Raw genomic sequence first — 26,412 nt, 5'->3', positions numbered from 1 at the left:
TTCTTTAGGAAAAAATTAACCAAAAAACCCCGCGGCTTCTTTCATTTGCATTCAAGTCTCTGAAAAGGCTAAACCTGTTGTATCGCAAATGAAAACAGGCCGGATAAAGCGTATTTGCAATCACTGAGATGGCTGGATTTTGCTTTCCAATAAAAACTGAAATTGCTACGGAGCACTTTTGACCGGCCTCACAGGATTAGCGTTAAGAAAGATTTGAAAACTGCATGCAGATTCTTAAATATTGCAGTTGAAAAAGCAATTCGGAGAAGTGTGGAAGAATCTTTGAATTATTAATGCCCTATCCCACGGCTCGAATTGCAATCAGCGGTTTTTAAAACTTTTAGCTAAGCCTGTGAAGCCTTGATCTTTTGGTTCTTTTCTATCAAGAGAAAAGAACTATTAGGCGGAATAGCGTTGATTAAAATATACAATTACAATCTAATCAACTATAAAAAACAAACTTCTAGTCGTTAAAGGTAATTGTAAAACAAGCCCCTTCATTCACCTGGCTATCTACAGTAATCTGACCTCCCAGGTTAGTAACATGATTATACACAAGATAGAGACCAATGCCTTTGCTATCGAGGTGATCATGAAATTTCTGACGAAGACCAAATATTTTGTCTTTTACTTTTTCCATATCAAAGCCCAGCCCGTTATCAGAAATTATAAGCTGACTTCTGCCATTAAGTATCCTGGAACTAATAGATATAACTGGCTGGCGGTCCGGACGGGCATATTTTATTGAATTGCTGATCAGGTTTAAAAAAATACTTTCCAGACAAACTTTATTGAAATTAATAATAGGGAGTGTCGAAAAATCGATATGGAAACTAACTTTCGATGTTTGGATTAAATTCCCAATAGAATGAAATACCCGATCGAGGGTAGTCTGCAAATCAATCTCTTCAAGCTGCTCATTTAAGCTTTCCTTGTGACTTAAGGCATCTACATATTTATCAAGTGTTTGCTTTAAATTGCCGCTCGCTAATTTTAATACATGAATTAGTTCCAGTGTTTCCGGATCGTCAATTTTCGAGACATTCATCAGGCTGAAAACCGAAAGCAGATCATTAACCGGAGTTCTTAAATCATGGGAGGTGGTATAAGTTAACTGCTTGAGATCCTGATTAATGCGGGTAAGATTTGCAAGAAGCGAGTTCCGCTCTGATTCCAGCTTTTTTTTATGAGTAATATCTTTAGCGATAGCAAAAATTAGCTGGTCGCTGTCTACCGGAAGTGAGGTCCAAGAAAGCCATACGATTTCCCCGTTTTTACATACATATCGGTTTTCAAAATTATATAAAGGCTTGCTTTTGATTAATTGATCCCTAAAGCGGGAAGTTAGGCCCTGATCATCCGGATAAACAAATTCATTAATTGGCCTGGAGTATAATTCCTCCATGGTATATCCCAGTGTTTTAGATACTGCCGGATTGATCCTTCTAAAATAACCGCTGTAATCAGCGATGCATAATAAATCAGGTGATAATTCAAAAAAAGGCTCCAAGAGGATGGACTGGTCGGTACTAAACGATAAGTTATTCATTTTATATTAAGACAGCTTCACATTATTACAGTATTGAGGAGAATAAAGATCCTTTAAACTGAAAATTGAAATTAACATAAATTTGCTGATAAAAGCAGACCATGAAATATTAAAGCTCCATTTAATTTCGGAGTATGTTTGCTGAGTTAAGAATGTACATTTCCCGCCAAACCTGCCGCATCTATTCGCTGTGAAGAATGCCTCTTCTTCAATAAAAATATAAGACCGAGAACGGGACCTATAGCCAGCGTCATATACATGAATTGAGAATTTAATTCGCCCGAAAGGGCATTAACAAACTGAATACTGAGTATGGTTATAGAAAATCCTATACAATTTACAATGGTCAGAGAAGTTCCTCTGTATTCTGCAGGGGCACTTTTTGCGACTAAGGCAGAGAATAAAGGCGAATCGGCAACCACTGTTAATCCCCAGAAAATCAGAAAACCTATCAGTATATAAACTGACCCCGAAAACAGAAAAATTGGTGAAGTCAGGCAGCATAAACAGGATAAAAATAAAGCATATGCCGCAATTCTTTTAGCTCCGAAATATTGAGAAAGTAGCCCGCTGAAAACACAGGCCAGTCCGCCTGAGCCAATAATGACGAATGACCACAAAGAAACATTGATATTAATTGCAGGGAATTCCAGTTTAGCTGCACTTAGCATGACTGGTACAAATGCCCAGAAAGTATACAGCTCCCACATATGACCAAAATATCCGAAAGAAGCAGCTCTGAAATCCGGGTTTTTAAACACCTTCATAAAAACTGTAAAACTAAATTTCTGACTCAACTTCCGGTAAGGCCCGTCGGGTATAAAAAGTAAAATACAGAGACCACCTGTAACTGATAAGCCACTTGTAACAAACAGAACATATTTCCAGGGAAGGCCGCTGATCAGGTTTTTTAACAGATGCGGGAATGCCGTTCCGATCACTAAAGCTCCTACTAAAAATCCCAGAGATTTTCCAAGCCCTTCCCGGTAATAATCTGAAGCTATTTTCATCCCGACAGGATAAATTCCTGCCAGAAAAAAACCGGTTAAAAATCTGAACAAAAGTATTGCTGATGATTGACTATCAGGAATCGCTATTCCCAGATTAAAAATACCGGCCAGAATAGAGCAGGTAAAAAATACAACGGAAGGAGAAAAACGGTCGGAAATGCTGAGTACTGCAAAAACCAAAGTCCCGGTAATAAATCCAAATTGTATGATGCTGGTGAGCTGAGCTAAAAAATCGGCACCTGAATGAACTGCGGTTCCAATTTCGTTGATAATTGCATTTCCTGCAAACCAAAGCGTAGTACATAAAAATTGAGAGATCACTATAACCGGTAAAATCCGCTTCATTTAATGGCAGTATAAAATTTGTCAATGCTATAAAAAAGCAAACTTCACTCGCGAAAATCAATAAAAAAATTGATGATCTTTTTAAAATCCCAGCCTGAAGAGTCCGGTATTTCCCTTATCATCATCGGCAACAAGCAGCAGCTGACTGTGTTCTTTAAGCAAGCACACCCCTTCAATTTTCTGGTTTTTAAATTCCGAACTCAGATCAGATAATTTGGTTAATGCAGATATGTGAATTTTATCACTCTGCAACTGCGCTTTGGCATCGTCTATAATTGCCAGATAACTTTCTCCAATTTCACCGTCATCAAATGCATTCGAAGTATTCTCTGATGAAAAAGTCATATATAGTATATCCTGCTGCGAATCATAATCCATACCCGATATTCCGGTGTTCTTAACAGGGATATGTATATAAATTCGACGCTTATAAACGGGCAATAAATCATCAGAAGTCGCCACAACTAAAAAGTTATCGGGAGAAGATGCATTGGCCCTGATTCCGAGAATCAGCTCCTCCCCGATCGAGGCAGCCGATTCAATATTCAACTGACTGAAATGCCTTCTCAGCTGATCGTAAAATTTGGAATAATTTATCTTTTCAATCTTGTTATCATCTGGATTAAACAGAAATGCGCTGTCGCGATGCGGAATTAAAGAACCGGAACCAAAAAACAATATTGATTTACGTTCATTAAAATTGATTAAGGCCGAGGCTTCAATATCGGCTTTCAGATTTTTGGGAATCCGCTGATTCGGATTATCATCAAAAAGCTTAATCCTGTCTGTTTCTTCCAGTGAATCATTCAATACCAGAATTTCTGAAGCATCATCCCCCATGATATATAAATACCCGTTCAAATATGTAACCGTTGATCCGGATGGATAATTATCCTGAATTTTATAATCTATAAATACGGGTTCCGGATTTTTCATAGTGCAGGCTGTTATAGAAATCAGCAGGAAGAGCTTAAAGAGAGAAACAAAATACTTCACAAAAACCATTTTAAACCGGAAGGTATCAATTTTTAAATTACCTGGAAAAAGATAGAAATGATTAAAGATCGCTCCTTACACAATTGTTTGATTTGGAGCAGAACATTTTTACCAAAATCTTCATGGCTTCATATTTGTCTTATAGTTAAAAATATTTATAAATCCAGCCTAAACTCCATTGCATAATTAAATTTAAAGAAACATGAAAATCAGATTATTTTACCTCACCTTAATATTACCCTTGCTGCTTTTCGTAAGCTCCTGTTCAAATAAGAGCGCCAAAGCGGATGAACCTGAGATTGCAACCATGGATTCTGTTTCAACAGATCTTGAACAATCAACCAAAGACCTTGAAGCAGAAACCAAAAAGGTGGAAGCCTCCCTTGAAAAAATAGAAAAAGAATTTTAAGCTAAAAATCAAAACGATGAAACAGAATCATATTTTAAAGATAAGTGTCCTGCCCTTGATACTATTTACTGTTATTGCATTTACCAATGTACAACCAGAAAAAAAAGATCAGAATAGTAAAGGAAATAACGCTAAAAATCAGCCAGTTTCCAGGGGTAATAATGCGAATCCGCAGGAGAAAAAAGTCAACACTTCAAAAGGTAATGACCGCCAGGGCAACAGCAATCAGAAGCAAAAAAACCAGGCCCCGGGAAAAAGTGCGGAGCAGGGAAAAAACAATTCAGGCAATAAGTCAAATGGCAATAATCATACTAACAATAACAATCATTCGAGTGCCGGCCAGGGGAATAAATCAAATGTCAACAGCAATATGATGAATGGAAAACGGGATATGATCATTAACTGGAACCTGGATAATTTCGCTGACAGAAAACATCCCCGAAATCAGAAAAAAGTAAAAGTATGTCATAATCCTTCAGGTAATGGTGAAAACGGAGTAAACATTTCCATTTCTGAAAACGCTTTACAGGCGCATTTAAATCACGGAGATAAAATGGGAGATTGCAATATCAATTATTCAGATCGATGGTCTTCAAATTATGTAAAATCGCGGGAGAATGTGTACAATACGTACGAATCCGCTTGGGAAACAATGTCTTACAGCGAAGCAATTTTATCATTAGCCATGCAAAAGCTTTTGGGAATCAGAACTAATTTTGACAGAGACCGAAGCACACTATCGTCTGCTGATATCGAAAGAAGAGAAATGCTGATTATGGATTTACAGAACAATGTAAATTCACTCCAAAACCAATTAAATTCCAGCAGGCAAACCCTTGATTCTGATGTAAACATCATTATCCGCTTATAATCTGATCAACGTTTATTCAGGGATCAATTGCAGAGATGAAGAAATTCAGGGATCAATTGCAGAGATCAACAAAGGCACAGTTAAGAACTCCTGACCGGTATTAAGCTGTGCCTTATTATAAATCCTGTTTGATTAAAGCTTTCGAAGAATTTTAGAAAATCCGCATCAATATAAATTACTTGGTATATTTATCGGGCTGAAAAATTGCTTCGGATATACATCAGCATTCAATTGATAAAACGAAAAAAAAATTCAGTAAATACAAATTAACAGCTGATTATATTAAAAAATGATTTCAGGCTCCGATCAAAACATCAATACAAATGCAAGTGAGAATATTCTGGAATCCCGGATGCTATTTGATTTCTTTGAACAGGCTCCGGGTATTTTTGCCGTACTTAAAAACTCAAACCATATTTTTGAATTTGCCAATGCCGCATACATTGAATTAATCGGCAACCGTAATCCCATTGGAAAAACTGTTGCGGAGGTTCTTCCAGAAGTAAGCGAGCAGGGTTTTATAAAGTTGCTTGATGATGTATATACAACCGGAGAAACCTATAATGGCCACGAAATTCCAATTTCTTTAATCCGCGGACAAAATATACCTTTTACAGAATACATAAATTTTACGTACCAGGTTTTTAAAAATGATCAGAATGAAATAGCCGGAATTCTTGTTTCCGGTTATGTGGTAACAGAGCAGGTTACAGCCAGGCAATTAATTGAAGAAAAAGAAGAACAGATTCGCTTTGCGCTAGAAGCCGGCGAAATGGGCACTTTCGATTACTATCCCCAAAGCGGAGAACTGATTTGGTCGGCAAAAGCCAAAGAGCTGTTCGGATTAGCCCCCGAAGCCGCGGTGAATTATGAACTTTATTTGAATGCTCTCCATCCTGATGACAGAGCATCCAATGATCTGCTATTTCTTTCAGATCAGTTTTTTGATCAGGATAGGCATTTCGAAACTGTTTACCGTAGCATTGGCATCAGCGATAATAAAATCAGGTGGGTGCGCTCCAAAGGAAAAGTTACAGTCAATGATAAAGGAGAACCGGTTCGAATAAGTGGAGTAATGCAGGATGCCACCCGCGAAAAAATGGCAGAGGAAGATTTGAAACGTTTTAAGCACATGGCAGAAAACGCAATTGATCCCTTTATACTGATGCGCCGGGACGGAACTTTTGCTTATTTAAACGCTGTAGCCGTTGAGCGCTGGGGATACAGTAAGGAGGAAATAAAAAATATTCGTGTACCCGATGTAGATCCGATTTTTAATGATGAGGTGTTCAGGGCCTCCTTCGACGCCGCACAAAATGGCACAATTCATAAAGTAGAAACGCTGCATAAAAGAAAAGACGGAAGTATATATCCTGTAGAAGTACATATGGCCGGTTTAACACTAAATGGTACGCCCCATATGTTTGCCATGGCCAGAGATATTTCTGAACGAAAAAAAGCGGAAGAAATATTAAAATACCGAACCGCACTTTTAGAAGCTCAGAGTGATGCTATTCCCGATGCTTTGCTTATAGTAGACGGCAAAGGCAAAATAATTTCATTCAATAATCATTTTATAGATCTATGGAAAATTCCTGAAGATATTATCAAAAGGAATGACGACAGCGCAGCTCTACAATTTGCCATGACACAGCTGGAAGATCCGCAAAGTTTTATTGAGCGGGTGCAGTATTGCTATCAGCATCAGGAAGAATCTGCGCATGAGGAAGTGCTTTTTAAAGACGGCCGTGTAATTGACCGATATGGATTCTCCATCAAGGCCGAAGGAGAAGAGTCTTACGGCTGGGCCTGGTATTTCAGGGATATTACCGAACGTAAAAATTTTGAAAAATCTCTTCTTGAGAGTGAAAAACGATTCAGGCTGATGGCTGATTCTATGCCTCAGAAAGTATGGACAGCTGATGCTGCAAGCCAGGTTAATTATTTTAATAAACGATGGCTGGATTATACGCAGCTGAGTTTTGATGAACTCCGTGATCAGGGCTGGGATAACATCATCCATCCGGATGACCTGGCAGCAAGTTTACAGGCCCTGAAAGAATCTTTTGAAAACTCAAAAGACTGCGAGATTGAACATCGTATACTGAGGTATGATGGAACTTACCGATGGCACTTAAGCCGCGGACATGCCCGGACCGACAGTGATGGTAATTTAAAAGGATGGATTGGAACCAATACAGACATTCATGATCAGAAGCTGTTTGCGGAGGAGCTGAAAAAACAGATCTCTGAGCGGATTAAACTTGAGAAACAGAAAAACGATTTCATCAGCATGGCTTCCCATGAATTAAAAACACCTGTAACCAGCATTAAAGGATATACCCAGTTTCTGCAAAATAAACTTGCCAGAGAAGGAAATACCGAAGCAGTGAGTTTTCTATCCAGAATAAATAACCAGGTAAATAAGCTCACGTCTCTGATCAGCGATCTGCTGGACGCCACCAAGGTAACAGGCGGCAGACTGCAGTATGATTTAGAAATTTTTGATTTCAATAATCTTGTAATGGAAGTTGCAGATGAAATGAAACAAACCTCACTAAGTCACAGCATTATCTGCAACCTGGATTCCACTCAAAATATCCTTGGAGACCGCATTCGCATCGGTCAGGTTATGATTAATTTAATTTCTAATGCCCTGAAGTATTCTCCAAAGGCAAACAGAATTGTGCTAAGCACTAAATTAAACCACGATGAGATCAGTTTTTCAGTTCAGGATTTTGGAATAGGCATCTCTGCAGAAAATCAAAAGCAGGTTTTTGATCAGTTTTTCAGGGTAAGCGGTGAGGTAGTCAGTCAGTATGCCGGAATGGGCCTGGGTTTATATATCTCCTGCGAGATTGTTAAACGGCACCAGGGAAGGTTAGATGTACAAAGCGAAGAAGGCGAGGGTTCAATATTTACATTCACTCTCCCCCTAACAAGTGTAGAAAATATTTAATCAGACTCCTGTTATGATATTTTTAATCTTGATTTCTGATTACCGGGCAGCAATTCTGAATCAAATGGTTTAAAAATGAGTTTTAATTTCATTTGCTGATAAAATTCAGGAACTTGGCCCCAATGATATTCCCAAGTTTAAAAAGGCTATACATCCGGGTTAACAATTACAGGCAAAAACAAATTTCTAACCGTAATTTTTTAATAGTAGCCGCTGTATTTGTGGGAATAATGGGCGGACTGGCAGCTTCCCTTTTAAAATCATTAAGTCACCGGATCAGCTTTTTTCTTCAGCATGATGTACAATCCAATTATAAATACTTTTTATATCTGTTGTTTCCCTTAGTCGGAATTCTTCTTTCCATCACGTATGTTAAAAGATTTATCCGCAAAAAGCCCTTTGAAATTGGCTTAACCCCTATCCTTTTCACCATATCCAGAAAATCCAGCAAAATGGATTTTCATAATATTTACTCGCAAATAATAACCAGTGCTTTAACCGTTGGGTTTGGAGGATCAAGCGGACTGGAAGCTCCGATTGTTTCCAGCGGCGCTGCCATTGGTTCCAATTCCGGAAAATTATTCGGTTTAAATTATCGCGAAGTAACATTACTGCTGGCCTGCGGAGCCGCCGCCGGTATTGCCGGCGCATTTAACAGTCCGGTAGCGGGGATAATATTTGCTATAGAAGTACTCCTTCCGGAGTTCACCATTCCTGCATTTATTCCTCTGCTGATATCCGCAGCCACCGCCTCTGTAGTTGCCCGTTTATTTTATAAAGAACAGCTGTTTTTTCTGATCACAGAAGGATGGCAATTTAGTGCCATTCCTTTTTATGTAATTATGGCCCTGCTCATCGGATTATTTTCAATCTATTTTACCAGGCTTACCTTTTACATCAAGGGCAGTTTTAAGAAAATAAAAAACGACTATTACCGGGCCATAGCCGGAGGTCTTATCCTGGGAGCCCTGATTTTTATTTTCCCGGCGTTATACGGCGAAGGATATATCAGTATTAAAGAATTGCTGGCCGGGAATCACGACACGCTTCTAAAAAACAGCATTTTTTCTGAGTACAGCCATATTCCTGTTTTGATGATTCTGTTTGGCATTCTCACCATTTTTGCCAAATCATTTGCTACGCTGATTACCCTGGCTGCCGGAGGAAACGGCGGTGTATTCGGCCCCAGCCTGATTATGGGAGGTATTACAGGTTTTGTATTTGCCGAAACGGTTAATCAAACCGGCTTAATGCATCTGAATACCGCCAATTTTATTGTAGCCGGCATGGCTGCTGCCCTCAGCGGAATTATGCATGCGCCTCTCACCGGAATTTTTTTAATTGCCGAAATTACCGGCGGTTATGAACTTATGACACCCTTGATGATTGTTTCTGCTATTGCCTATTTCATTAGCCGCCGGAGCCAGAAATATTCTATTTATACAAAAGCTTTAGCCGAAAAAGGGGAACTGCTTTCCCATGAAGATAAGGATAGTACGGTACTGCAAATGATGAAGCTTAAGTATCTCATTGACCGCAACTTTATTCAATTAAAGCCCGGAGATATTCCTTACGAAAAAAGGAATGAAATCATCGGGTCCAAAAGAAATATCTTCCCCGTTGTGGATGATACAGGAAAACTCCTTGGAATAGTGTACAGTGATAAACTGTTTAATATGCTTTTTAAACCTGATGAAGCGGTAAAAGTGGAAGATATAATGGAACAACCTCCGTATGTTTTAACCCTTGATATCCGCATGAAAGAGGTTATGAAAAAAATGGATAAAGATGACATCTGGATTTTGCCTGTTGTTTCGGCCACTGGGAATTATATCGGTTTTGTATCCAAATCGACCATATTTACAAAATACAGGTCGCTGCTCATCAGGCAGGCTGCTTATCTCCAGTAAGATTATAAAAATACCACCTTAAAAATCTCAATCAGCCTGCCGCTGCATCCATTATTTTTTTATCATATTTCATAGAACCGGAAACTTCGGCATCATTTTAAACGTTGTTTAAATTTACCAGGGTTTATGGCAAGCAATTCAGAAATAGATTATAAACAGAAGTTCGCAGAAAGCGATACTAAGTTTCAAACCATTTTTAAATTAACTTCTGTCGCCTGTAAGATTATCAGCTCTGATCTAACCGTTATAAAGGTAAATCAGGCCTTAATCGATTTGCTGGGATATTCTGAGCAAGAAATCCAGGGAACCAAAATAGTTGATTACGCCTGCGAAGAATATAAAGCGCACTGGAATCATCTGCAGGATGAACTCTGGGATAAAAACACACCCTTTTTTAAATTAAATGCCTGTCTCATCCGGAAAGATCAATCTCTCGTTTGGGTGAATGTTACTACTATCCTGTTCCAGGAAGAAGGGATTACCTATGGTTATTCCGTACTGGATGATATAACCGGGCAAAAGCATTTCGAAGAAAGTGAGAAGCGGCTTGAAATGGCATTGCAGTATTCTAAAATGGCCGCCTGGGAACTGGACCTGAATGACTTTTCAGTTATTCGGTCTGAAAACACTCACGATAAAATTTTTGGTTACAAAGCTCCGCTCGAAGAATGGAATCTGGATACCTATCTCCATCATTTGATTCCGGAGGATGCCCTGCTTTTTAAAGAAGCTATTAATTCCTTAACCGATCATACCAACTTTGATTTTAAAGGAAGAATTCATACCGATAATATGTCGTTCAAATACATCCATTTTCAGGGCGAAAAGGAGCTTGACGAGCATGGCAATCCATGTAAAATTATCGGCACCATCAAAGATATCAGCAAAGAAAAACTTCTGGAACGCCAGAAAGAAGATTTCATCAGTATTGCCAGTCATGAGTTAAAAACTCCCATTACCAGTTTAAATGCCTCGCTGCAGCTGATTAATAAAAACATTAGTGACGGTGCTCAGAATTTAAAGCACCTGATTACCATGGCCAATAAAAGCATGAACAAAGTAAGTGCCCTGGTTGAAGATTTACTGAGTGCGAGCAGCATGAATGAAGGTCAGTTAAAACTGCATAAATCGACATTTATTCTTTCGCAGTTAATTGAAGACTGTTGCGACCGCATCCGCGTTTCGGGTAATTACTCGATAATTACCGGCGGAGATCTTGGGCTTAAGATTGAAGCAGACCCCGAGCGGGTGGAACAGGTAGTGAGTAACCTGATCAACAACGCCATAAAATACGCCCCGCAATCCAAAGAAATTCGCATTGATATTGAAAAGCAGGAGCAAATGGCAAAAATCTCCGTTACAGACCAGGGACCCGGTATTGCTGCAGAAAAAATCCCCCTTCTGTTCGACCGCTTCTACCGTGTAGAAAGCAATGGCAGCCGTTATTCCGGGCTCGGCCTCGGCCTGTATATTTCATCCCAGATTATTAAAGAGCACGGCGGACAAATTGGAGCCGACAGTGAAGAGGGAAAAGGAAGCAGGTTCTGGTTTACTTTGCCGATGAAGGAATAATATAATTGTACTCTAATCCTGATCTGCCGGTTTAAGAATCGTGTACAATCGCCATTGCAAGGTTACGAAGCAATCCTCCGGCGATAAGCATTACAACCTGCTATAAGTATTTACAAAAAAGCCCCTTTGGTCGGTTCTCCTTCGGTTCTTGGTCGGGTAAATATGGGTTTAAAGTACCACCAGCCCAGAAAGAGCCGAAGAAAGACCGAACAAGAACCGAACAATGTAGCTAGCGGTCCTACCCTTGTCTACCCTGAAATAGCTTTACAATTCCATAAACGAAACATAAACGAAAACATCAGCGTCATTGCGAGGGAATAAGCAATCAGCGGGAGATAATTTGTAATTCCGGATAAAGGAAAGTTAAGGCTATGATGTAAAGTATAGTAACTCAGTAATTTGTAATTTACAAGCACCTAAACGTTTTAAACAACCAAACTGAACTTGTATATTTATAATATATATTTGAAGCTTAAACCTTATAGCTATGACAGAAACTGCAACTCATATCGGAAGAAAAATCAGCCGCATCCGCGAATTACGTGGCATGAAGCAGGAAGTATTAGCCGCAGAATTGGGTATCAGCCAGCAGGCCATCTCGAAAATGGAGCAAGGAAATGTTGTAGATGAAGATATTCTGGAACAAGTTGCTAAGATTTTAGGTGTTACTTCAGATGCTATAAAGAATTATAGCGATGAAGCTGTAATTAATTACTTTAGCACCTTTCATGATAATAGTGGTGCTGGTGCATATAGTAATTATAGCAATTTCAATTTCAATCCAATAGATAAGTTAATTGAGGCTTACGAGGAGAACCGGAAACTTTATGAGCGATTGCTTCAGAGTGAGCAAGATAAGGTGGAAATGTTGAAAGAAATTTCTAAAAAAATTTTATAAAACTTAATAACATTAGATTAGAATCGTAGTCTTCACATATCAAGATAAGCCTTCTGAAAAGAAAGCTTTTTTTATAATTAGAATTTAATAAAGCATTACAAACGAATCATTTTAAAATAAAACTGGTATAGATGGGCATTAAAGTTTTCCGCAGTCTAATTATATCGCCCCTGTTAAAATGAATTGGAGCGATTAGAGAATAGATTGGTGTTATAGGTTGTTGATGACAACACCAACAAAGGCCAGAATTCGCTAAATTCTGAATCTATCAGTTCAGAAATTTTAGAGAGTGAAAAACCTTTTAATGCAGTTATATCTATCATAAAAACTATTGTATAAATGAAATTCCGGGTCTATTAACGTGTGATGAAAGCTGAGCAATAATGTCGAGTAATAATTCTCTTTTTAAGCGATAAATAACTTTTTTTGCTTTAGCATCAGATTTATCTTTGACATGAAATATATGATAATCAAACATAAAATTATATTCAATGCCATCAATATTAAATGTCGGCTCTACCTCATAAAAATTCTTGCCGGATTTCTTGTGACCAAAATACATGGTCGGACACATAACCCCCGGTAATGTACGTGAACGCTTCCATTTTTGTTGGGCGTAATCACAAATTGGTGACACTTCAAGATCAATTAGATAATATTCGGAGAGGTTTCCATCAATTTTTTTCATGAAAGTACCTAAGTATTGTTCTTTCTTTTTTTCTTCCTCATTGAAATAAATATTCCCAGGTATTAATTCCTGGCTCGGATTTAATTCAATATGAAGTTTAGTGTTCAAAGAAGCTGGTAGAATCTCGTAGCTAACTAATAAATTAACGCTGTTTTCCTTATCTTGAGATGCGATTTTATTATCTTTATTTAAAATTGCTTTTCTTAGTTTTTCTTTATCTGCCGCTTTACAAACAAGCTCATTACCTTTAAAAATCTCATATTCGGCAGGATGTTCTTTTAAGATATAATTTATTTCATCGATTTTATTGATAGAAATTATATTGTCGTCCAATGTAATATGTCCCGGTACATTCTCTGATTTCATTTCGTTTTCAACAGTATCCACCAGAGAAGTATTTAAGGTGTTTATTGATTCTTTAATCAGAATATCCATGGAAACTTTAGTTTGACCTACTCTTGCGATTCCCATCCTTTTAAGAACATTTTTTGTATTGACTTCCCAATGCTCATCATTTTTTATCAGGGAAGACACCTCATACACCATTGTTGAAGATGCTCTTTTAACAATATTCTCCCAGATTACAAACAGATGAAAGGCTCCCGCTTTTTCAAGCTCACTCTTTAATTGCTTTTCAATTATATCAACGGCATCAGTTTTGGCTTCGTATTCAGTCTTAAATTCTTCGTTCAGGGCAATTGTTACAGCTGATTGAACAATTTCGATATCATCAGCGTGAAGCTGACCTTCCAATTGTTCATTTAACTTCTCTAAAAAAAGATCTGATTCAATTGCCAATATTCTTTTACTTTCAAGACAGGCTGCTTTATCGAAATTAACTATACAGGCTGGGATAAGGTGATCGTGTTGATATATTTCTTGTTTAACCGCGGCCGCATAGGTGTTGAACTTTTTGCTCCATATAACCAGTAAGTACGGCCCGTTTTGTTTTGAAATAATTTTTAAAAGTACATTTACTATAGATTTGGCAATCTGATGTTCATCATTCGTTTCAATTATTTGAAGATCAAGAAATAACAACCTTATACACTGAATAGGGTATATTGGCAAGTCTTCTTTTATATTTCCTTGATAATATGTGGTTGCAATCCCTTTTTTAGATAATGCTTTAACAATAGGTAAAGCTTCACCAGGTTGGTCATCAATAATAACAACTGAGCCATTCTCAGGTATCAATTTAACATCCTTAAAATCCTGTATATTGGATGGTTTCATGATATGCTTAGGTTTATTTTTGAGAAAGACGGAAGCCAAGCCCCAAGATTGCACCTGCGTTAAAATTTTCCTTAATATTAGCTTTATCAACTGAAAGAAAGAGTAGTTCTCCGCCATTACTTTTCATTATTTCGTCTGCAATATGCAGCCCTATGCCAATACCATCTTCCTTATTAGATATAAACGGTTTAATTGCATCCTCATAGGGTATTGTAAATCCTGGTCCATTGTCGGCTATTAATATAGTTATATAGCCGTCAATATCTTCGGTAAGATCTACAAATATTTTTTTATTCTGAACTTTGGAAAAGTTCATCCAATAAATAGAATTGTCTATAATATTTATTATAGTTCCAGTAATTAAGCTTTCTGAACATTTTACTTTTGTTTTAAAAGTTTTTTCATTTTCAAATGCGGAAATAATTTCCACTTCATGAGCTTTTAACCGATACTCGACATTCCATAAAGCATTCGCAATTATTTTTTTCAGGTCAGATTCTTTTCTTGATCTTCTACGGATAAGCCCACTGTACCCATCAACAAGTTTACCCAAGTGCCACGTTAGAGCCTTAACCCGTTCTCCGCTGTTGGGCTTACTGGCATCTTCTACGACATACAATAATTCCTGAATTATCTTTTCTATCTCATGTATTACGATACTTAAACTTAAACCGGCACTAGCGCTGCGAATGTAAACATCACTTATCGTCTTATAGTCAGCAGCAATCTCATCAATGATACCGAGGATTTCAGATCTGTTTAGGGTGTCGGGTATTAAGCTCTGAACCTTTTCCCGTAAAAAATCAAGGTTATCGACAACCGGAACCTTTTTAGATTTTCCGGAATAATGGCTTCTTAATTTATCTTTGTCAATATTTCGTTGGGTTATTACTCGGCTTATTGTAAAATGAATAGCTTTAAAAAATTCGTCATAGGCATCATTCTGCAAAAAGCCCTCTCGGTTCGTCTTTTCAATCAGGTCTTTACTTTCAATTCTGCTTAATTGTATGGCACCAATGACAATGTTATTACTGATTCTTGCAGTTGGAAGATTTACCCGGTCAATATCGAGACTTAACCAATCATTACCCGGCTCTCCATAGTCATAAACCCGGATACCGTCCCGGTAAACACGCATTCCTCCATTTAACTTTAGATAATCTTTAAGGCCTTTTCTATCCGCGACACCCAAGGAAAGAATATTAGTGTCAAAATCAAATATTAACATCTTGATTTTTATTTCGCCAATTTTAAAATGGGAAATATCAATATCTTTTATGACTTTCTTTTTTTTCCTCTCATCATAAACCTTTTGAACCATTTCAATATTCACTTCAGAATGAACCCTTTCCCTCAGATCAGTCATTGAGCCATACGGAGTAAACTTATAGTCAAGTTGTGTGATCTGATTTGCCCTAATCGTGATATCCGCTGAAAAAAGTGCGCTGTCTTCAATTTCTTTGAACTTTAATAGACCAGATAGCCATTCCTGACGGTCTATTTTAAATAAAACTTTAAAGGAATTTATGGATTCGAATGGTGAATTTAAAGAGTTTACTGCTCTATAAAGTTCCCTGACACTGCCCCTTGTCCATGTTGTTCTTAAATTTTTTATAATTATTTTAGTACCATGTCCATTATGACTAAATACTATAGGTTCTCTTTCAATTAGATTAATTGGAATTTTATCGAGCGACAGATCATTGTCAAAATCATTCCAGTCAATTTTTAAATAGGCCTCTTTACTCTCTTTAGTTTTACTAATTAATTCGATTTCTTCTCCAAGCTTATGGACTCCGAACCTTCCTATACCTTTCTCACCTAAGGGCATTCTGTTACATGGGCTAACAAACTTCTTGTCTTCTATTTGATTTTTTTTAAATGTTGTACCTGGTTGCAACCAGACACCTCGTATCAGATTATAGTCCATTCCAAACCCATCATCTTCAATTACAATTTGCCCAAACTGCTTATTGTCAAGATTACTCAGAGAAATATTAACTCTGCTGGCACATGCGTCGTAAGAATTTTTTATTACTTCTAGAAGAGCAATGCCTTCGCTTCTTATTAATTGATCACCAAGTTGAAGTATTAAACGTGCCTTGGGTTTGAATCCTAAATCATTATCCATTCTAAAATATTAAATTAAATAATACCCTTTATTATGGCCTTATTTACCAAAACTACTTGCTTTTTAAATTCCTGTCTCTTAAAACCTGCTCGTTACTATCAGAATCAGATGATCAGTTTTTCAGTAATATTACCAATATTACCGTAATCAAATGAGATATTTCCAACACTTTGAATTTGCTTTATTGTAGGAGGAGATCCATTTAACAAACCCTTTCCAATCTCATCGAATACAGCATAATATTTAGCACCTTTTAATTTCGCAAGTTCTTTGTGTTTTTGAAACGTGGATAGCAGATCAATTCCGTTTTCCAAACATTTGTTATAAATATCAACTACGTAATCTGTTGATATAACCCACTCATTTTCTTCTTCTATCTGAATAGTGTCAAATATATCCGGGCTATCTACTCTTATCTTTTGAATCAGGTCCTTTTCAAATTCACAATACACCTTATCAATATTAGTTTTGCTGTTAATACAATAAATTAAATGGTCAATCTTATTTTGTTGGGAGGAGGAAAGGTTATCCATTAATATCAACCCCAGCTTTTTATAATATGCCTGGCCCCGTGAAAAAATCTTAGCATTATCATATAAATTACTGAAGTCGATTTCCTTAACCTTCTTCATTTTTAAAACTCTTCTTTTTATTTCTTCTTTTGAAAGAGCATAGCTTTTTATTGCTTTTAAAAATTTTGGTAAGGAAGTAAATTCTTTAATTTCTTTAGCTGCCAGAATATTGTCCCAAAGTTCCTTTCTTTTTGAATATTCACCATAATCGTCACTGATAGAGTAGCCTTTAATCAGATCATTCATGAGGACCATAAGTGATGCAAGCACTTCCCTTAAATCATTTTCAAGTCCCTCCCGCTGCCATAATTTAATTAGGTCAAAATCGTCAGATCCCTTATGTCCGGTTGTGTGGGCAAATAAAATCGATATGGTATATGGTACTACCGCTGAACGTAATTGGCCCATTGAGTTTTTTCCTGCACCATAGATATTTTCAAGCTCTTTAAATAATATAATTTTTGCAATCACTTCTTCATAAAAATCACGGTTAATTAAAGGGCCCTTGATTTTTTCCGGAGAAATCTCCTCAATAAAAGATCTGAAAATTTTATCCCCACCTTTTTTTACGAGATAAGGACTTGATCCCCAGGACATATAATACTTTGCAAGTTCTTCTTTTGTAAAACGGCGTTCCTTTGGGTATTCATTATTGATTTTAGTTTTGGCCCGCGGATTTTTTCTGATTAACGTATTAAACTCTCCTTTAAAACGCTCAAAAAACCATTTCCTGCCTGAAGGTGTCATTGTACTTTCAGAAATAGATTTGAGCTTAATCAGTTGTTCATTTCTTGAACGCAAATCAGCATTGCTTACTTTAGACTGTGCATTTGAAAATCTGCTTATGTTACTGATCAGCTCATTCAAATCTTCTTCATCAGCATTTTTAGCCACATTGATTTTAGCCATCACTTTGACTTTACTTATATCAAGACCATCTTTCTTAGAAAAATAGATTGTAGCAGTAGTCTGTCCACCATTTACAATCTGAAAATCCTTCAAAGAGGTAATCGTAGTTCTGTCCTGAGACTTTTCAATTTCAGCACCAACCGCAGTAATGGTTAAACCATTATTGTAGGCTATAAAATGTTCAGGATTTTTTCGGATGGTATCTCTTATTCCCTGATTTACACCCTTGAACTGAAGAAATGACCTCACGTTCTTTTCGAGCATACGCGTACTGTATCGTTTGTAAAGTTCCGCCAGAATATTACCCGGCAAAACACACAGAAAAGATTCAAAATTATCCTCATCTGCAGCTTTGATTGCATCAATCCCCTTGTTGAATAACTTTTCAAAGTTAACTTCGAGAACCTCTCTGTTTCCCTGAGAAATAAGTATATTATACAGGAAGTTTAAATCAATAAGTCTTTTAAAAACTGTAATTTCTTTTTTCTGTATTTTATGGTCTTTATCAACAACATTTACTGTAATTACCTCTTCCTCAAATTCAATCATCTTAGGCATCGGTTCGCTTCCTCTCTTTTCAACTGTGGCTGTCGCTGAAATCAGAAACAATTCAATGACATCAATCTGTGCTAGTCCGAGTGAAGAGGATGAGATAAAATTGATTAACTTTTTGACAGGGCTAGAATCCTGAATTTCTTCGTCCAGATGTTTTCGAATAGATTTATTAATAAGCTTTGAAACCTTAGCAAAAATAGTATCATAATAGCTTTTTTGAGAAATCAGCAGATCCTCATCTTTTGTTTCCAGGTTTATGGAATCCTCATTTACAATAAAAACCTGCAATCTCTCTTCCGACTCATTAATTTTATACCCGTTTATTTTGATATTATCTGGCTTCAGATAAAAGTAACATTCCTCATAATCCTCTGAATCCAGGAGCTTGGCATCACTTAAAGATGGTAGTGTAACATCAAGAAATTTCGATTCGGTAATAAAACCATCCTCGTCTTTTGCCTCATCGAGTAAATCAATACGATATTTCAGGTATTCGCTTATTTCCATTTATAAAGTTTTATCGTAGATTAAATATGGCTGAATTGCTGTCAAGTTCAATTTGTATGATACGGTATTAATCGCATCAGGTAAATTTGTTCTGATAAGTCTGGGGAAATCGTCATCAGTACAGGAATATGTTACCATATTTAAAGCAATGAATTTTAAATGATCATAATTTTCAAGATTTCTGATAGTCAACCCCTTTTGAGAAAGTGACTTTAATAAGATGGTATAATCTCCGAGTTTTGAAACCACATAGTCACGGATGATCAAAACTAAATCTTTTAAGGAATTACCATCCAAAGGATCAGGATTTATATTCACGATAAGCAAATCCAGTTCTTTACCTGGTTCTGGTTGTAATTGAAATTCACTGGATATTCTTACATGAGCAGCCGAATTAAGCTTGGTTTTTACTTCAATATTTTTATGTTCTCCTATAAAATCCTGACCTGTGTCATAAGGTCCCTTCCATGAATTAAGTACATCATTGATTTCCCCAGAACCTGTTGACTTTAATATATCATTCAATACGACGAGTTCTCCAAAAATCCCTTTCACAGCATCATCCGTTAATCCATTTCCCTGATTCTCCTGAAAAAACTCGCTCCATTTGTGGTAAGTTTTAAGAAGTTCAGAAACATAAACTGAAGCTTCGGATATGTTACTGATTTTATTATATATTGAAAAAATGAGGTCATCAAAAAGGTCGATATACTGCTCATCAAGTAGTGTTAAAACGACCCATCTGGTATCCGGGAAGAGTTCCAGGGATAGATTTTGTTTAACGGAAGACTGAAAGTCAGGAAGATAGTTGCCCGGTAATTTCAGGATAAGCCCCCTTTTTAACTCAGCACTTAATCCAATAAAAAGATCCGGGATTGATTCACTGTCAATTCTCAACGATTTAATACCAGTCCACTGGCCAGTACTGATTAATTGCCACTTTAATTCAAGCTCCTCTATTTTCATATATCGGAATTAATCTTCGTTAGTCTCTAATATTTCATCCCATTCATCTTCACCCTCTTCATCATCCAGATCATAATCACCATGAACATATTCACCTCCGGGATCAGGAGAGATCGGAGGAAATCCTATAGCATAGCCGATTAAAGGAATATCAGTTTTGATACCGTTTTTAATAACCATGTTATCCATTTCTGAATCCTGCATCTCTTCCCTAAAAATTGCCTTTAAATCCATAAGGTAAACTACAAGCAGCCCATGATCATCCGGCATAATTTCCCGATACACTTTTTCAGGAATCGTTACATTTAAAGCCTTTTGGGCAAAATCAGGAATATCCTTTCCTCTGAAGTATTCGGATCTTTCGAGACGGAAATCGGCTATTGCCTTCCTTTTAACTTCATCACTCAGTAAGAGATCGAAATCAGAACCAGATGAAACAATATTGGCAGATTTCCCTGATGCTGAAAAAATTCCTCTTGTAATAAATTGTTCTCTGAAATATGTTGCAGATTCAGGTTTAGGTCCAGACCTCACTGATAAACCTAAATTAACCGTCAGACCCGTCTGATTTGCATTTAAGGTACCACCTTCCCCATTAGCCTTTATAGCTATAGTCCAGTTCTTTAATTTATTTTTCTCCGCACAGAGTTCGATGAACCTGATTATCGAAGGTATTTCAAACTCTGTAAAAGTATTCGGGAGATTTAAAAATTCAATAAGCTGAATGAAACTAAGATCAAGCCTGAAGAATCGGTCATCATAGGTAATTTGTGAATGATGTGTGTTTATAAAAGCTCTAAAAGCTTCCCATGACTGATTAATCCGATCAGCATCATTGACTTTAAACCTTGTTGATTGAACTAACTGATCCTGATAAGACCAGTTGACAACTTTGGTGTTTTTCAAAATTGATGGGCGTGTTATTTTTAAAGTACCCGGATGCTTTCTTACCCTCAATACAAAATCTTGCGGGGTTTTATTAAGGCGCTTCAATTTAATAAATTCGGCCTCCAGCTCTTCTATTGCCCTTGTAGTTGAATCAAACTTCTGCACAGCATCAAATGTTGTGAAAACTTTACAGCAATCAAGGTATCCAGGCCGGTAACCAAACCATCTGCCCATTTGTAAAAGGGTATCTGAATAATTCGTATTTCTGATAAAATAATTGATCGTTAGACCTTCTAATGTGAATCCTCGTGATAAGCGGTTACCACCGACAGCTATTATTTTCTTACCATTCCCAGAACTATCCTTTACATATTGAAGTTTATCACCTGTTTCGCTGTTTACCGCTTTAATTTCAATTCCTTTGACCGCATCTATAAGATGCCCTTTAACCTCAGAAAATGTTTTAGATACCAGAAATTCATCGGAATAACCCTCCGGGAGATAAGCTCTTATATTTTGAACGATAGTAGCATAGTATCTATTCCATGTTTTTTCCAGAGTGCCATAAATAAGTTTCTTATTGTTGGGCAAATCGTTATTTATATCCTCTTCAAGTTTTTGTATATAAATTCCAAGCAGGTCTTTTGTTTTATTCTGCCAGGGTATAAAACGAGAAATGTGAACAAGCATGGTGTGGTGCGGGTTCAGAAAACCCGAATCTGTCATATCGGCGATCCGGCTTAATCGCAGTGCTATACTAAGAACAAAGCATTGTGTTGCTTCTTCTAATGACCTTGGTAATTTTACCGGAAAATTATCGTTCCTGACAGTTGCCCTTTCTGTTCCATCGTCTTTTAGAGTATGGGAGGGGAATTCGGCGATCGCATCATTGACTATTTCAACAAGAGGGATTTTGAGAGCATCGTTTAAAACAGTTTCAAAAATTTGTTTTGCGCCAATATAGTTGCTTGGAGGATTGAGAAGTTCAATAAAATCATCGGGAAAGATGTTGTTTACTTGTCCGAAATCCTTATCAACAGTTTGACCATTTAATCTGTAGGAAACAGGCCATCTTAACGCACTTAAACCATTTCGATCCTGTAAAACATTCGCAAAAGGGGTTGCGGTATAACCAAGATAAGTTTTTCTGGTAAATAAGTTTAGAAGTGCCCTGATATGACCATTGATCTTGCTGGCATAATCAACACCTTTTTTTCCCAAATTATTCAGTGAAGCGTTGTCAGCTTCGTCATCCACTATCAGGAAAGGAATATCATGTTTTTCTTTATTTTCATTCAAATAATCACTTAACCAGATCAGCAGATTCTTTAAAACCCCGGTATTCTTTTTACATACAAGAATATTTTTGTTGTTGAGTGAGAAATCTGTATCCTTAACTGATTTTTTGAAATCTGATTTATAGGAAGTTATTGAAAACACTTGCCTAACACTCTGGTCTCCCTGTTCACCAAATTTCCTGACCGAGCCTACACCTTTATCGCCTTTATTATCTTTTGATATATCTAATGAACCTTCCCCTATGACATCCTCTTCAATCCTCATCTGAGTTTGACTTCTCAAATCTTCCATTATACCGGATAGTACAATAATAAGACTATACCCGCTGTCAATTGCCCGGTTGATCACTGCATTGAAATTGCCTGTTTTCCCAGACTGGACACTGCCAACTACCAGCCCCTTTACATAAAACGGTCTTTCGGATTTTGGATCGCCAAGCTTTGAAAGTATCTTCTCACTGGAGATTTTAATTTCGTCAACTACCTTTTCTGATCTTCCCCTTTTTGATAAATAGGTCAAGTATCTGTTGATATAATCATATTGAAGCTGTTTTTTGCGATCTTCAGTAAGCCATGTTTTGAAATCTTTTTTCGTTAAGGATGTCGATGGATCAATTTCTATAGGATTAACCGATTGGAATTCTTTTGCAGCAACATTGTACAAATGGAGAAAAGTAACCTCATCCAGAGCTGAAAGACCAGGAAAAAAACTTCTGATGTTTGTAATCTCTATTTTAATATCTTCAAAGAAAGAATGTAAGATGTGTTCTCTCTCTTTAGCTTTTTCTTTAATAAAAGATTTAATTATCTCTATACACTCTGAGTTTGTCATTACAGGCTATTTAAGCAATTTTGTGATTTGATAAGGAATTGTATCTATACGGTAACCTAAAGCTGGAAGAATAGCTTCTTTAATACTTTCCTTACTTGTTCCTGCATTGAGTAGATTTTGAATAGTTTCAGTTAAATCCGCTTCGCTTGTTCCATCGGCTTGTGATTCTGCGTTGAGGTATGATTTATCTTCATGTACTTGGCGAATCCGGTTAATTCCGGTATTAATCATTTTGAGTAAAATCAGAAATGATTTTTGCTGTTCACTATCCATTTGCCCCTTAATCATTCGAATTAGCGGAAATTCCGTATTTAATTCTAAAAGCATTCCTTTATTTGAAGCTTTACGTTCGAATAATTGAAGAACCTGATCAGATTTTCTTGATGATATGGTGCGTATCCCCCTGTTATAGTATTCTTTTTCAGCCTGTTCTTTTAACTCAGCCATATATTTAAGAAACCCCATTTTAAGGTCGTATGGTATTACAATCTGAGATTTGGCAACATTCAGATGCAATAAATTATCGACTTTATTGCCAACTTCAACTTTTAAGCGGGCAAGTTGAAGACGGGGGGATTTACGGATAATACCATTCCACCCGCCAAATAAAATTATTCTGTCTGCCCGGTAAATATAAAGACCCTCCATATCCATTAATCCGCGGCTTCTGGTAGTCCAGATATTATTATTCTCTTTGCTTTCTTCTATACTTCTCACAGGCAAAATGTAGCCTTCAAGATTGATAACATCAGATTTGAAATTCTTTTGTTTGGATTCAATCAGCCGGAGGTCAGTTTCAGAAGTTGGGAAAGGGTTAAATGGTTTAACGATAATGTTATTGACCCGGATAGCCAGTGGATTCTTTTCTCTTTCCATAAACCTGTGAAAAACAAGCGCCAGATATTCAGTAGTAACCTCAGTAATCTGGTTTTTCAATGATTCACTTTTATCTTTTCCTTCAAGGTAATCTTCAAATTTGTATAGGCTCTGCAATACAACAATTGTATTTGGTTCGAAATCAGTGAATTCGTTGAAGAAACCTTTGCTTAAATTTTGATACTGACTAAGCAGTTCGGCTACTTCATCATCTGTATTGATAATAATTCGCCATTCTTTTATCTGCTTTAGATAATCTACATCCCATGTTCTGGCAAAATACCTGACGCTTCCTTTTATTTTTGAGATAACAGTGAATTTTCGTGTCTGTGCAAACGAAGCAGTTTTCATTCCTAATCCAAATCTGCCCAGATCATCCTCATCTCTTAAATTTTCCAAAGATGAGCTGGGAAACTGCATACATCTTTTGAGAAGCTGTTCATCCATTCCGTTTCCATTGTCTGCAAGAAAAAGAGTGAAGGGAAGATTTTCGGTATCAATAAGTATTTCAATTTTATTAGCGCAAGCTGACACCGAATTATCTATCAGATCGCCAAGAGATGTCTCAAGCGAATAGCCTTGTTCAGCGATTGATTTGATAAGATATTCGGGGGAAGGGATTGCATTTTCAAAATTAATTTCAGGTATAGATTTTTCCATCATCGATCAAAAATTAAACATTCGCTGCATTTAATAGAGTCAGTTCCTCAAAAATTCTATTTACAACCTGAGCAATCTGATAAGCCAGATACGGTGGAACAGCATTACCAACCTGATGAAACTGAGACGTTCGCGGCCCACAGAAAAAATAATTATCCGGAAAAGTTTGGATCCGTGCTGCTTCTCTTACCGTCAGGCTTCTGCACTGTGTGGGATCCGGATGAATATAGTAATGACCGTCTTTAGAAATGTGACTGGTGATTGTTTTGGAGGGTTTGTCTAATAACTGAACCCGGAACCTGTCAGCAAATTTTTTATCATCTATACCCTCCTGTACATTTAAGTGCGCTGGCAATAAGGCGGCTGGGAAATTCATCAACGTGGGTGAACATTTTTTTATGTTCCCGAAGCAAGACACAAAAAGATACCGATGGATATCACTTTCCATATGTGATCTTGACATGTGATTGCAAACGCCTTCTAAACGATTGTCCAGATACCATTCGGTCTGATAACCAACATTGATTTCTTCACATTTTATGTAATTGTTTCCCACGCCATCAATGGGCTCCTTAATATCATTTATTTTAGCATTAATATCACCTACTACATCTGAATCGACATCAACAAGCAGGTCTCCTTTTATTATTTGGTGAATAAGTGCTTTCCAGCTTTCAAAATCATCTTTAGATTTTGAAAGACCACTTCTTACTCTTGGGAGACCATTGATCACATTTGAAACAGATATTTCTTCGGATGCATGAATAATGTCTGGTTTTATATCGATATCTCTCCTTATTCCAAGTAAAATTACCCTATGACGTGTTTGAGGGATACCGTAGTTTTCTGCCTTAATAACAAAATCCTTTTGCTTATAAACAGGATTTCCATGCGAGTCAAACCTCTCGGGTTTGCTTACGATAGAATATATTTTATAGCCAGGACAGTTGAATTCCTGATCATCACCTTCTCTTTTGGTCAAATAAGAACCCGCGGGATCTGACAGATCACTTAATATCTTTGAAAAAACCTCATTATCAGCCGTTTTTGCAGATAAAATCCCTTTAACATTCTCCATTACAAAAACAGCAGGGCTGTGAACAGCAAGAATCCTAAGGTATTGCTTGTATAATCCTACCCTTTTGTCACTTTTCTCATTTAAAATTTTCTCCTGTCTTCTGGATCGGCCAACAATAGAATATGCCTGACAAGGAGGTCCGCCAATTAGAAGCCAGTTAGGTTCTCCATTTAAAACTTTTGAAATTTTGGCATCCACGTCTGCATCTGACACTGCATTCATATCCTTTTCATCCGGATCGCCTAGAGTACCACACCAAGCTTCTTCCTTTGCATTTTCCGACTGGTCAGGCCACTTTTCAAATAATTCATGAATGGTTAGATTTCCTTTAACAAAATCATAATAATCTTCTGGAACCTCGTCTGGGGCAAACTGACGAAAGAAGCTTCTTAAAGTTAGTGTCTGATGAGCTACTGGATCTTTTTCTATTGATAACGCGATGTTAAAGTGCTTTTCATTTTCTTCGTTAACCAATGCGGAAAAACCCTCACCAAGCCCCCCCGGGCCAGCGAATATATCTATAATAGGAATTGGCATACAAAAAAGTGCAGATTGTAATAAAAAGTTAATGGCAACAAAGCATTTACGAACGCATAAAAAAATTCACCTTATTGGAGACGAATCATCATTTAAAGATCATTGCCTTACCCTCTATCATTAATCTGGAAAGCTATCTAAAATTTAATTTAAATCAATG

Annotated in this window: 17 protein-coding genes; 6 read left to right on the top strand and 11 right to left on the bottom strand. The window is 37.0% G+C overall.

The window, feature by feature from the left end; translation table 11 throughout:
• Positions 1 to 463: 463 nt before the first annotated feature.
• The 3 genes from G521_RS0114995 to G521_RS0114985 all read right to left on the bottom strand — a co-directional run bounded on the left by G521_RS0114995 (position 464) and on the right by G521_RS0114985 (position 3,840).
• Entirely contained in the window at positions 464 to 1,549 is a 1,086-nt protein-coding gene (locus G521_RS0114995; RefSeq protein ID WP_026899246.1) for a PAS domain-containing sensor histidine kinase, read from the bottom strand.
• A gap of 146 nt (positions 1,550 to 1,695) precedes the next feature.
• Positions 1,696 to 2,904 carry an MFS transporter gene (locus G521_RS17455; protein WP_051189788.1) on the bottom strand — a complete coding sequence of 403 codons (1,209 nt, stop codon included), beginning with the start codon at positions 2,902 to 2,904 and terminating at the stop codon, positions 1,696 to 1,698.
• An 81-nt stretch (positions 2,905 to 2,985) separates the two neighbouring features.
• Complete coding sequence (locus G521_RS0114985) at positions 2,986 to 3,840, bottom strand: DUF6929 family protein (protein WP_155975824.1); 855 nt, start codon at positions 3,838 to 3,840, stop codon at positions 2,986 to 2,988.
• A 262-nt stretch (positions 3,841 to 4,102) separates the two neighbouring features.
• Between G521_RS0114985 and G521_RS0114980 the strand changes: the two genes are divergently transcribed.
• From G521_RS0114980 to G521_RS0114950, 6 genes are all read left to right on the top strand, one after another.
• Positions 4,103 to 4,309, top strand: a complete 207-nt coding sequence (locus G521_RS0114980; protein ID WP_026899244.1) for a hypothetical protein — start codon at positions 4,103 to 4,105, stop codon at positions 4,307 to 4,309.
• A 16-nt stretch (positions 4,310 to 4,325) separates the two neighbouring features.
• Entirely contained in the window at positions 4,326 to 5,180 is an 855-nt protein-coding gene (locus G521_RS0114975; protein WP_026899243.1) for a hypothetical protein, read from the top strand.
• 289 nt (positions 5,181 to 5,469) lie between these two features.
• On the top strand, positions 5,470 to 8,139 hold the full coding sequence (locus G521_RS0114970; protein ID WP_026899242.1) for a PAS domain-containing sensor histidine kinase: 2,670 nt from the start codon (positions 5,470 to 5,472) through the stop codon (positions 8,137 to 8,139).
• A gap of 122 nt (positions 8,140 to 8,261) precedes the next feature.
• The gene (locus G521_RS0114960) at positions 8,262 to 10,049 is read left to right on the top strand and encodes a chloride channel protein (RefSeq protein WP_051189787.1); all 1,788 of its coding nucleotides are present in this window, start codon (positions 8,262 to 8,264) and stop codon (positions 10,047 to 10,049) included.
• 126 nt (positions 10,050 to 10,175) lie between these two features.
• Complete coding sequence (locus G521_RS17915) at positions 10,176 to 11,621, top strand: PAS domain-containing sensor histidine kinase (RefSeq protein ID WP_051189786.1); 1,446 nt, start codon at positions 10,176 to 10,178, stop codon at positions 11,619 to 11,621.
• 487 nt (positions 11,622 to 12,108) lie between these two features.
• Positions 12,109 to 12,519, top strand: a complete 411-nt coding sequence (locus G521_RS0114950) for a helix-turn-helix domain-containing protein (RefSeq protein ID WP_026899240.1) — start codon at positions 12,109 to 12,111, stop codon at positions 12,517 to 12,519.
• A gap of 173 nt (positions 12,520 to 12,692) precedes the next feature.
• Here the strand turns inward: G521_RS0114950 and G521_RS18195 are convergent, their stop codons facing one another.
• The 8 genes from G521_RS18195 to G521_RS0114915 form a co-directional block, all read right to left on the bottom strand.
• A complete protein-coding gene (locus tag G521_RS18195; protein WP_155975822.1) occupies positions 12,693 to 12,842 on the bottom strand; it encodes a hypothetical protein in 150 nt (49 codons plus the stop codon).
• Between the two features lie 5 nt (positions 12,843 to 12,847).
• Positions 12,848 to 14,443 carry a hypothetical protein gene (locus G521_RS0114945; RefSeq protein WP_155975819.1) on the bottom strand — a complete coding sequence of 532 codons (1,596 nt, stop codon included), beginning with the start codon at positions 14,441 to 14,443 and terminating at the stop codon, positions 12,848 to 12,850.
• A gap of 13 nt (positions 14,444 to 14,456) precedes the next feature.
• On the bottom strand, positions 14,457 to 16,574 hold the full coding sequence (locus G521_RS0114940; RefSeq protein ID WP_026899238.1) for an ATP-binding protein: 2,118 nt from the start codon (positions 16,572 to 16,574) through the stop codon (positions 14,457 to 14,459).
• A gap of 104 nt (positions 16,575 to 16,678) precedes the next feature.
• Entirely contained in the window at positions 16,679 to 19,117 is a 2,439-nt protein-coding gene (locus G521_RS17445; RefSeq protein WP_081675095.1) for an AIPR family protein, read from the bottom strand.
• Positions 19,118 to 20,083, bottom strand: coding sequence for a PD-(D/E)XK motif protein (locus tag G521_RS0114930; protein WP_026899237.1), 966 nt, complete (start codon positions 20,081 to 20,083; stop codon positions 19,118 to 19,120). It lies immediately after the preceding gene.
• A 9-nt stretch (positions 20,084 to 20,092) separates the two neighbouring features.
• Positions 20,093 to 23,101 carry a Z1 domain-containing protein gene (locus G521_RS0114925; protein WP_026899236.1) on the bottom strand — a complete coding sequence of 1,003 codons (3,009 nt, stop codon included), beginning with the start codon at positions 23,099 to 23,101 and terminating at the stop codon, positions 20,093 to 20,095.
• A 6-nt stretch (positions 23,102 to 23,107) separates the two neighbouring features.
• Positions 23,108 to 24,640 carry an ATP-binding protein gene (locus G521_RS0114920; protein WP_220096080.1) on the bottom strand — a complete coding sequence of 511 codons (1,533 nt, stop codon included), beginning with the start codon at positions 24,638 to 24,640 and terminating at the stop codon, positions 23,108 to 23,110.
• Between the two features lie 10 nt (positions 24,641 to 24,650).
• Complete coding sequence (locus tag G521_RS0114915) at positions 24,651 to 26,252, bottom strand: DNA cytosine methyltransferase (RefSeq protein ID WP_026899234.1); 1,602 nt, start codon at positions 26,250 to 26,252, stop codon at positions 24,651 to 24,653.
• Between the last annotated feature and the right edge of the window lie 160 nt (positions 26,253 to 26,412).

The sequence above is a fragment of the Daejeonella oryzae DSM 19973 genome (assembly GCF_000422945.1).
GTDB classification, from domain to species: domain Bacteria; phylum Bacteroidota; class Bacteroidia; order Sphingobacteriales; family Sphingobacteriaceae; genus Daejeonella; species Daejeonella oryzae.
Note: the sequence above shows the minus strand (reverse complement) of the source record. Positions and strands in the feature narration are given on the sequence as shown.

Excerpts from the sequence above, each read along its gene's own strand:
- G521_RS0114995 (WP_026899246.1), bottom strand. The coding sequence starts at position 1,549 with ATGAATAACTTATCGTTTAGTACCGACCAGTCCATCCTCTTGGAGCCT.
- G521_RS17455 (WP_051189788.1), bottom strand. The coding sequence starts at position 2,904 with ATGAAGCGGATTTTACCGGTTATAGTGATCTCTCAATTTTTATGTACT.
- G521_RS0114985 (WP_155975824.1), bottom strand. The coding sequence starts at position 3,840 with ATGAAAAATCCGGAACCCGTATTTATAGATTATAAAATTCAGGATAAT.
- G521_RS0114980 (WP_026899244.1), top strand. The coding sequence starts at position 4,103 with ATGAAAATCAGATTATTTTACCTCACCTTAATATTACCCTTGCTGCTT.
- G521_RS0114975 (WP_026899243.1), top strand. The coding sequence starts at position 4,326 with ATGAAACAGAATCATATTTTAAAGATAAGTGTCCTGCCCTTGATACTA.
- G521_RS0114970 (WP_026899242.1), top strand. The coding sequence starts at position 5,470 with ATGATTTCAGGCTCCGATCAAAACATCAATACAAATGCAAGTGAGAAT.
- G521_RS0114960 (WP_051189787.1), top strand. The coding sequence starts at position 8,262 with ATGATATTCCCAAGTTTAAAAAGGCTATACATCCGGGTTAACAATTAC.
- G521_RS17915 (WP_051189786.1), top strand. The coding sequence starts at position 10,176 with ATGGCAAGCAATTCAGAAATAGATTATAAACAGAAGTTCGCAGAAAGC.
- G521_RS0114950 (WP_026899240.1), top strand. The coding sequence starts at position 12,109 with ATGACAGAAACTGCAACTCATATCGGAAGAAAAATCAGCCGCATCCGC.
- G521_RS18195 (WP_155975822.1), bottom strand. The coding sequence starts at position 12,842 with ATGATAGATATAACTGCATTAAAAGGTTTTTCACTCTCTAAAATTTCT.
- G521_RS0114945 (WP_155975819.1), bottom strand. The coding sequence starts at position 14,443 with ATGAAACCATCCAATATACAGGATTTTAAGGATGTTAAATTGATACCT.
- G521_RS0114940 (WP_026899238.1), bottom strand. The coding sequence starts at position 16,574 with ATGGATAATGATTTAGGATTCAAACCCAAGGCACGTTTAATACTTCAA.
- G521_RS17445 (WP_081675095.1), bottom strand. The coding sequence starts at position 19,117 with ATGGAAATAAGCGAATACCTGAAATATCGTATTGATTTACTCGATGAG.
- G521_RS0114930 (WP_026899237.1), bottom strand. The coding sequence starts at position 20,083 with ATGAAAATAGAGGAGCTTGAATTAAAGTGGCAATTAATCAGTACTGGC.
- G521_RS0114925 (WP_026899236.1), bottom strand. The coding sequence starts at position 23,101 with ATGACAAACTCAGAGTGTATAGAGATAATTAAATCTTTTATTAAAGAA.
- G521_RS0114920 (WP_220096080.1), bottom strand. The coding sequence starts at position 24,640 with ATGATGGAAAAATCTATACCTGAAATTAATTTTGAAAATGCAATCCCT.
- G521_RS0114915 (WP_026899234.1), bottom strand. The coding sequence starts at position 26,252 with ATGCCAATTCCTATTATAGATATATTCGCTGGCCCGGGGGGGCTTGGT.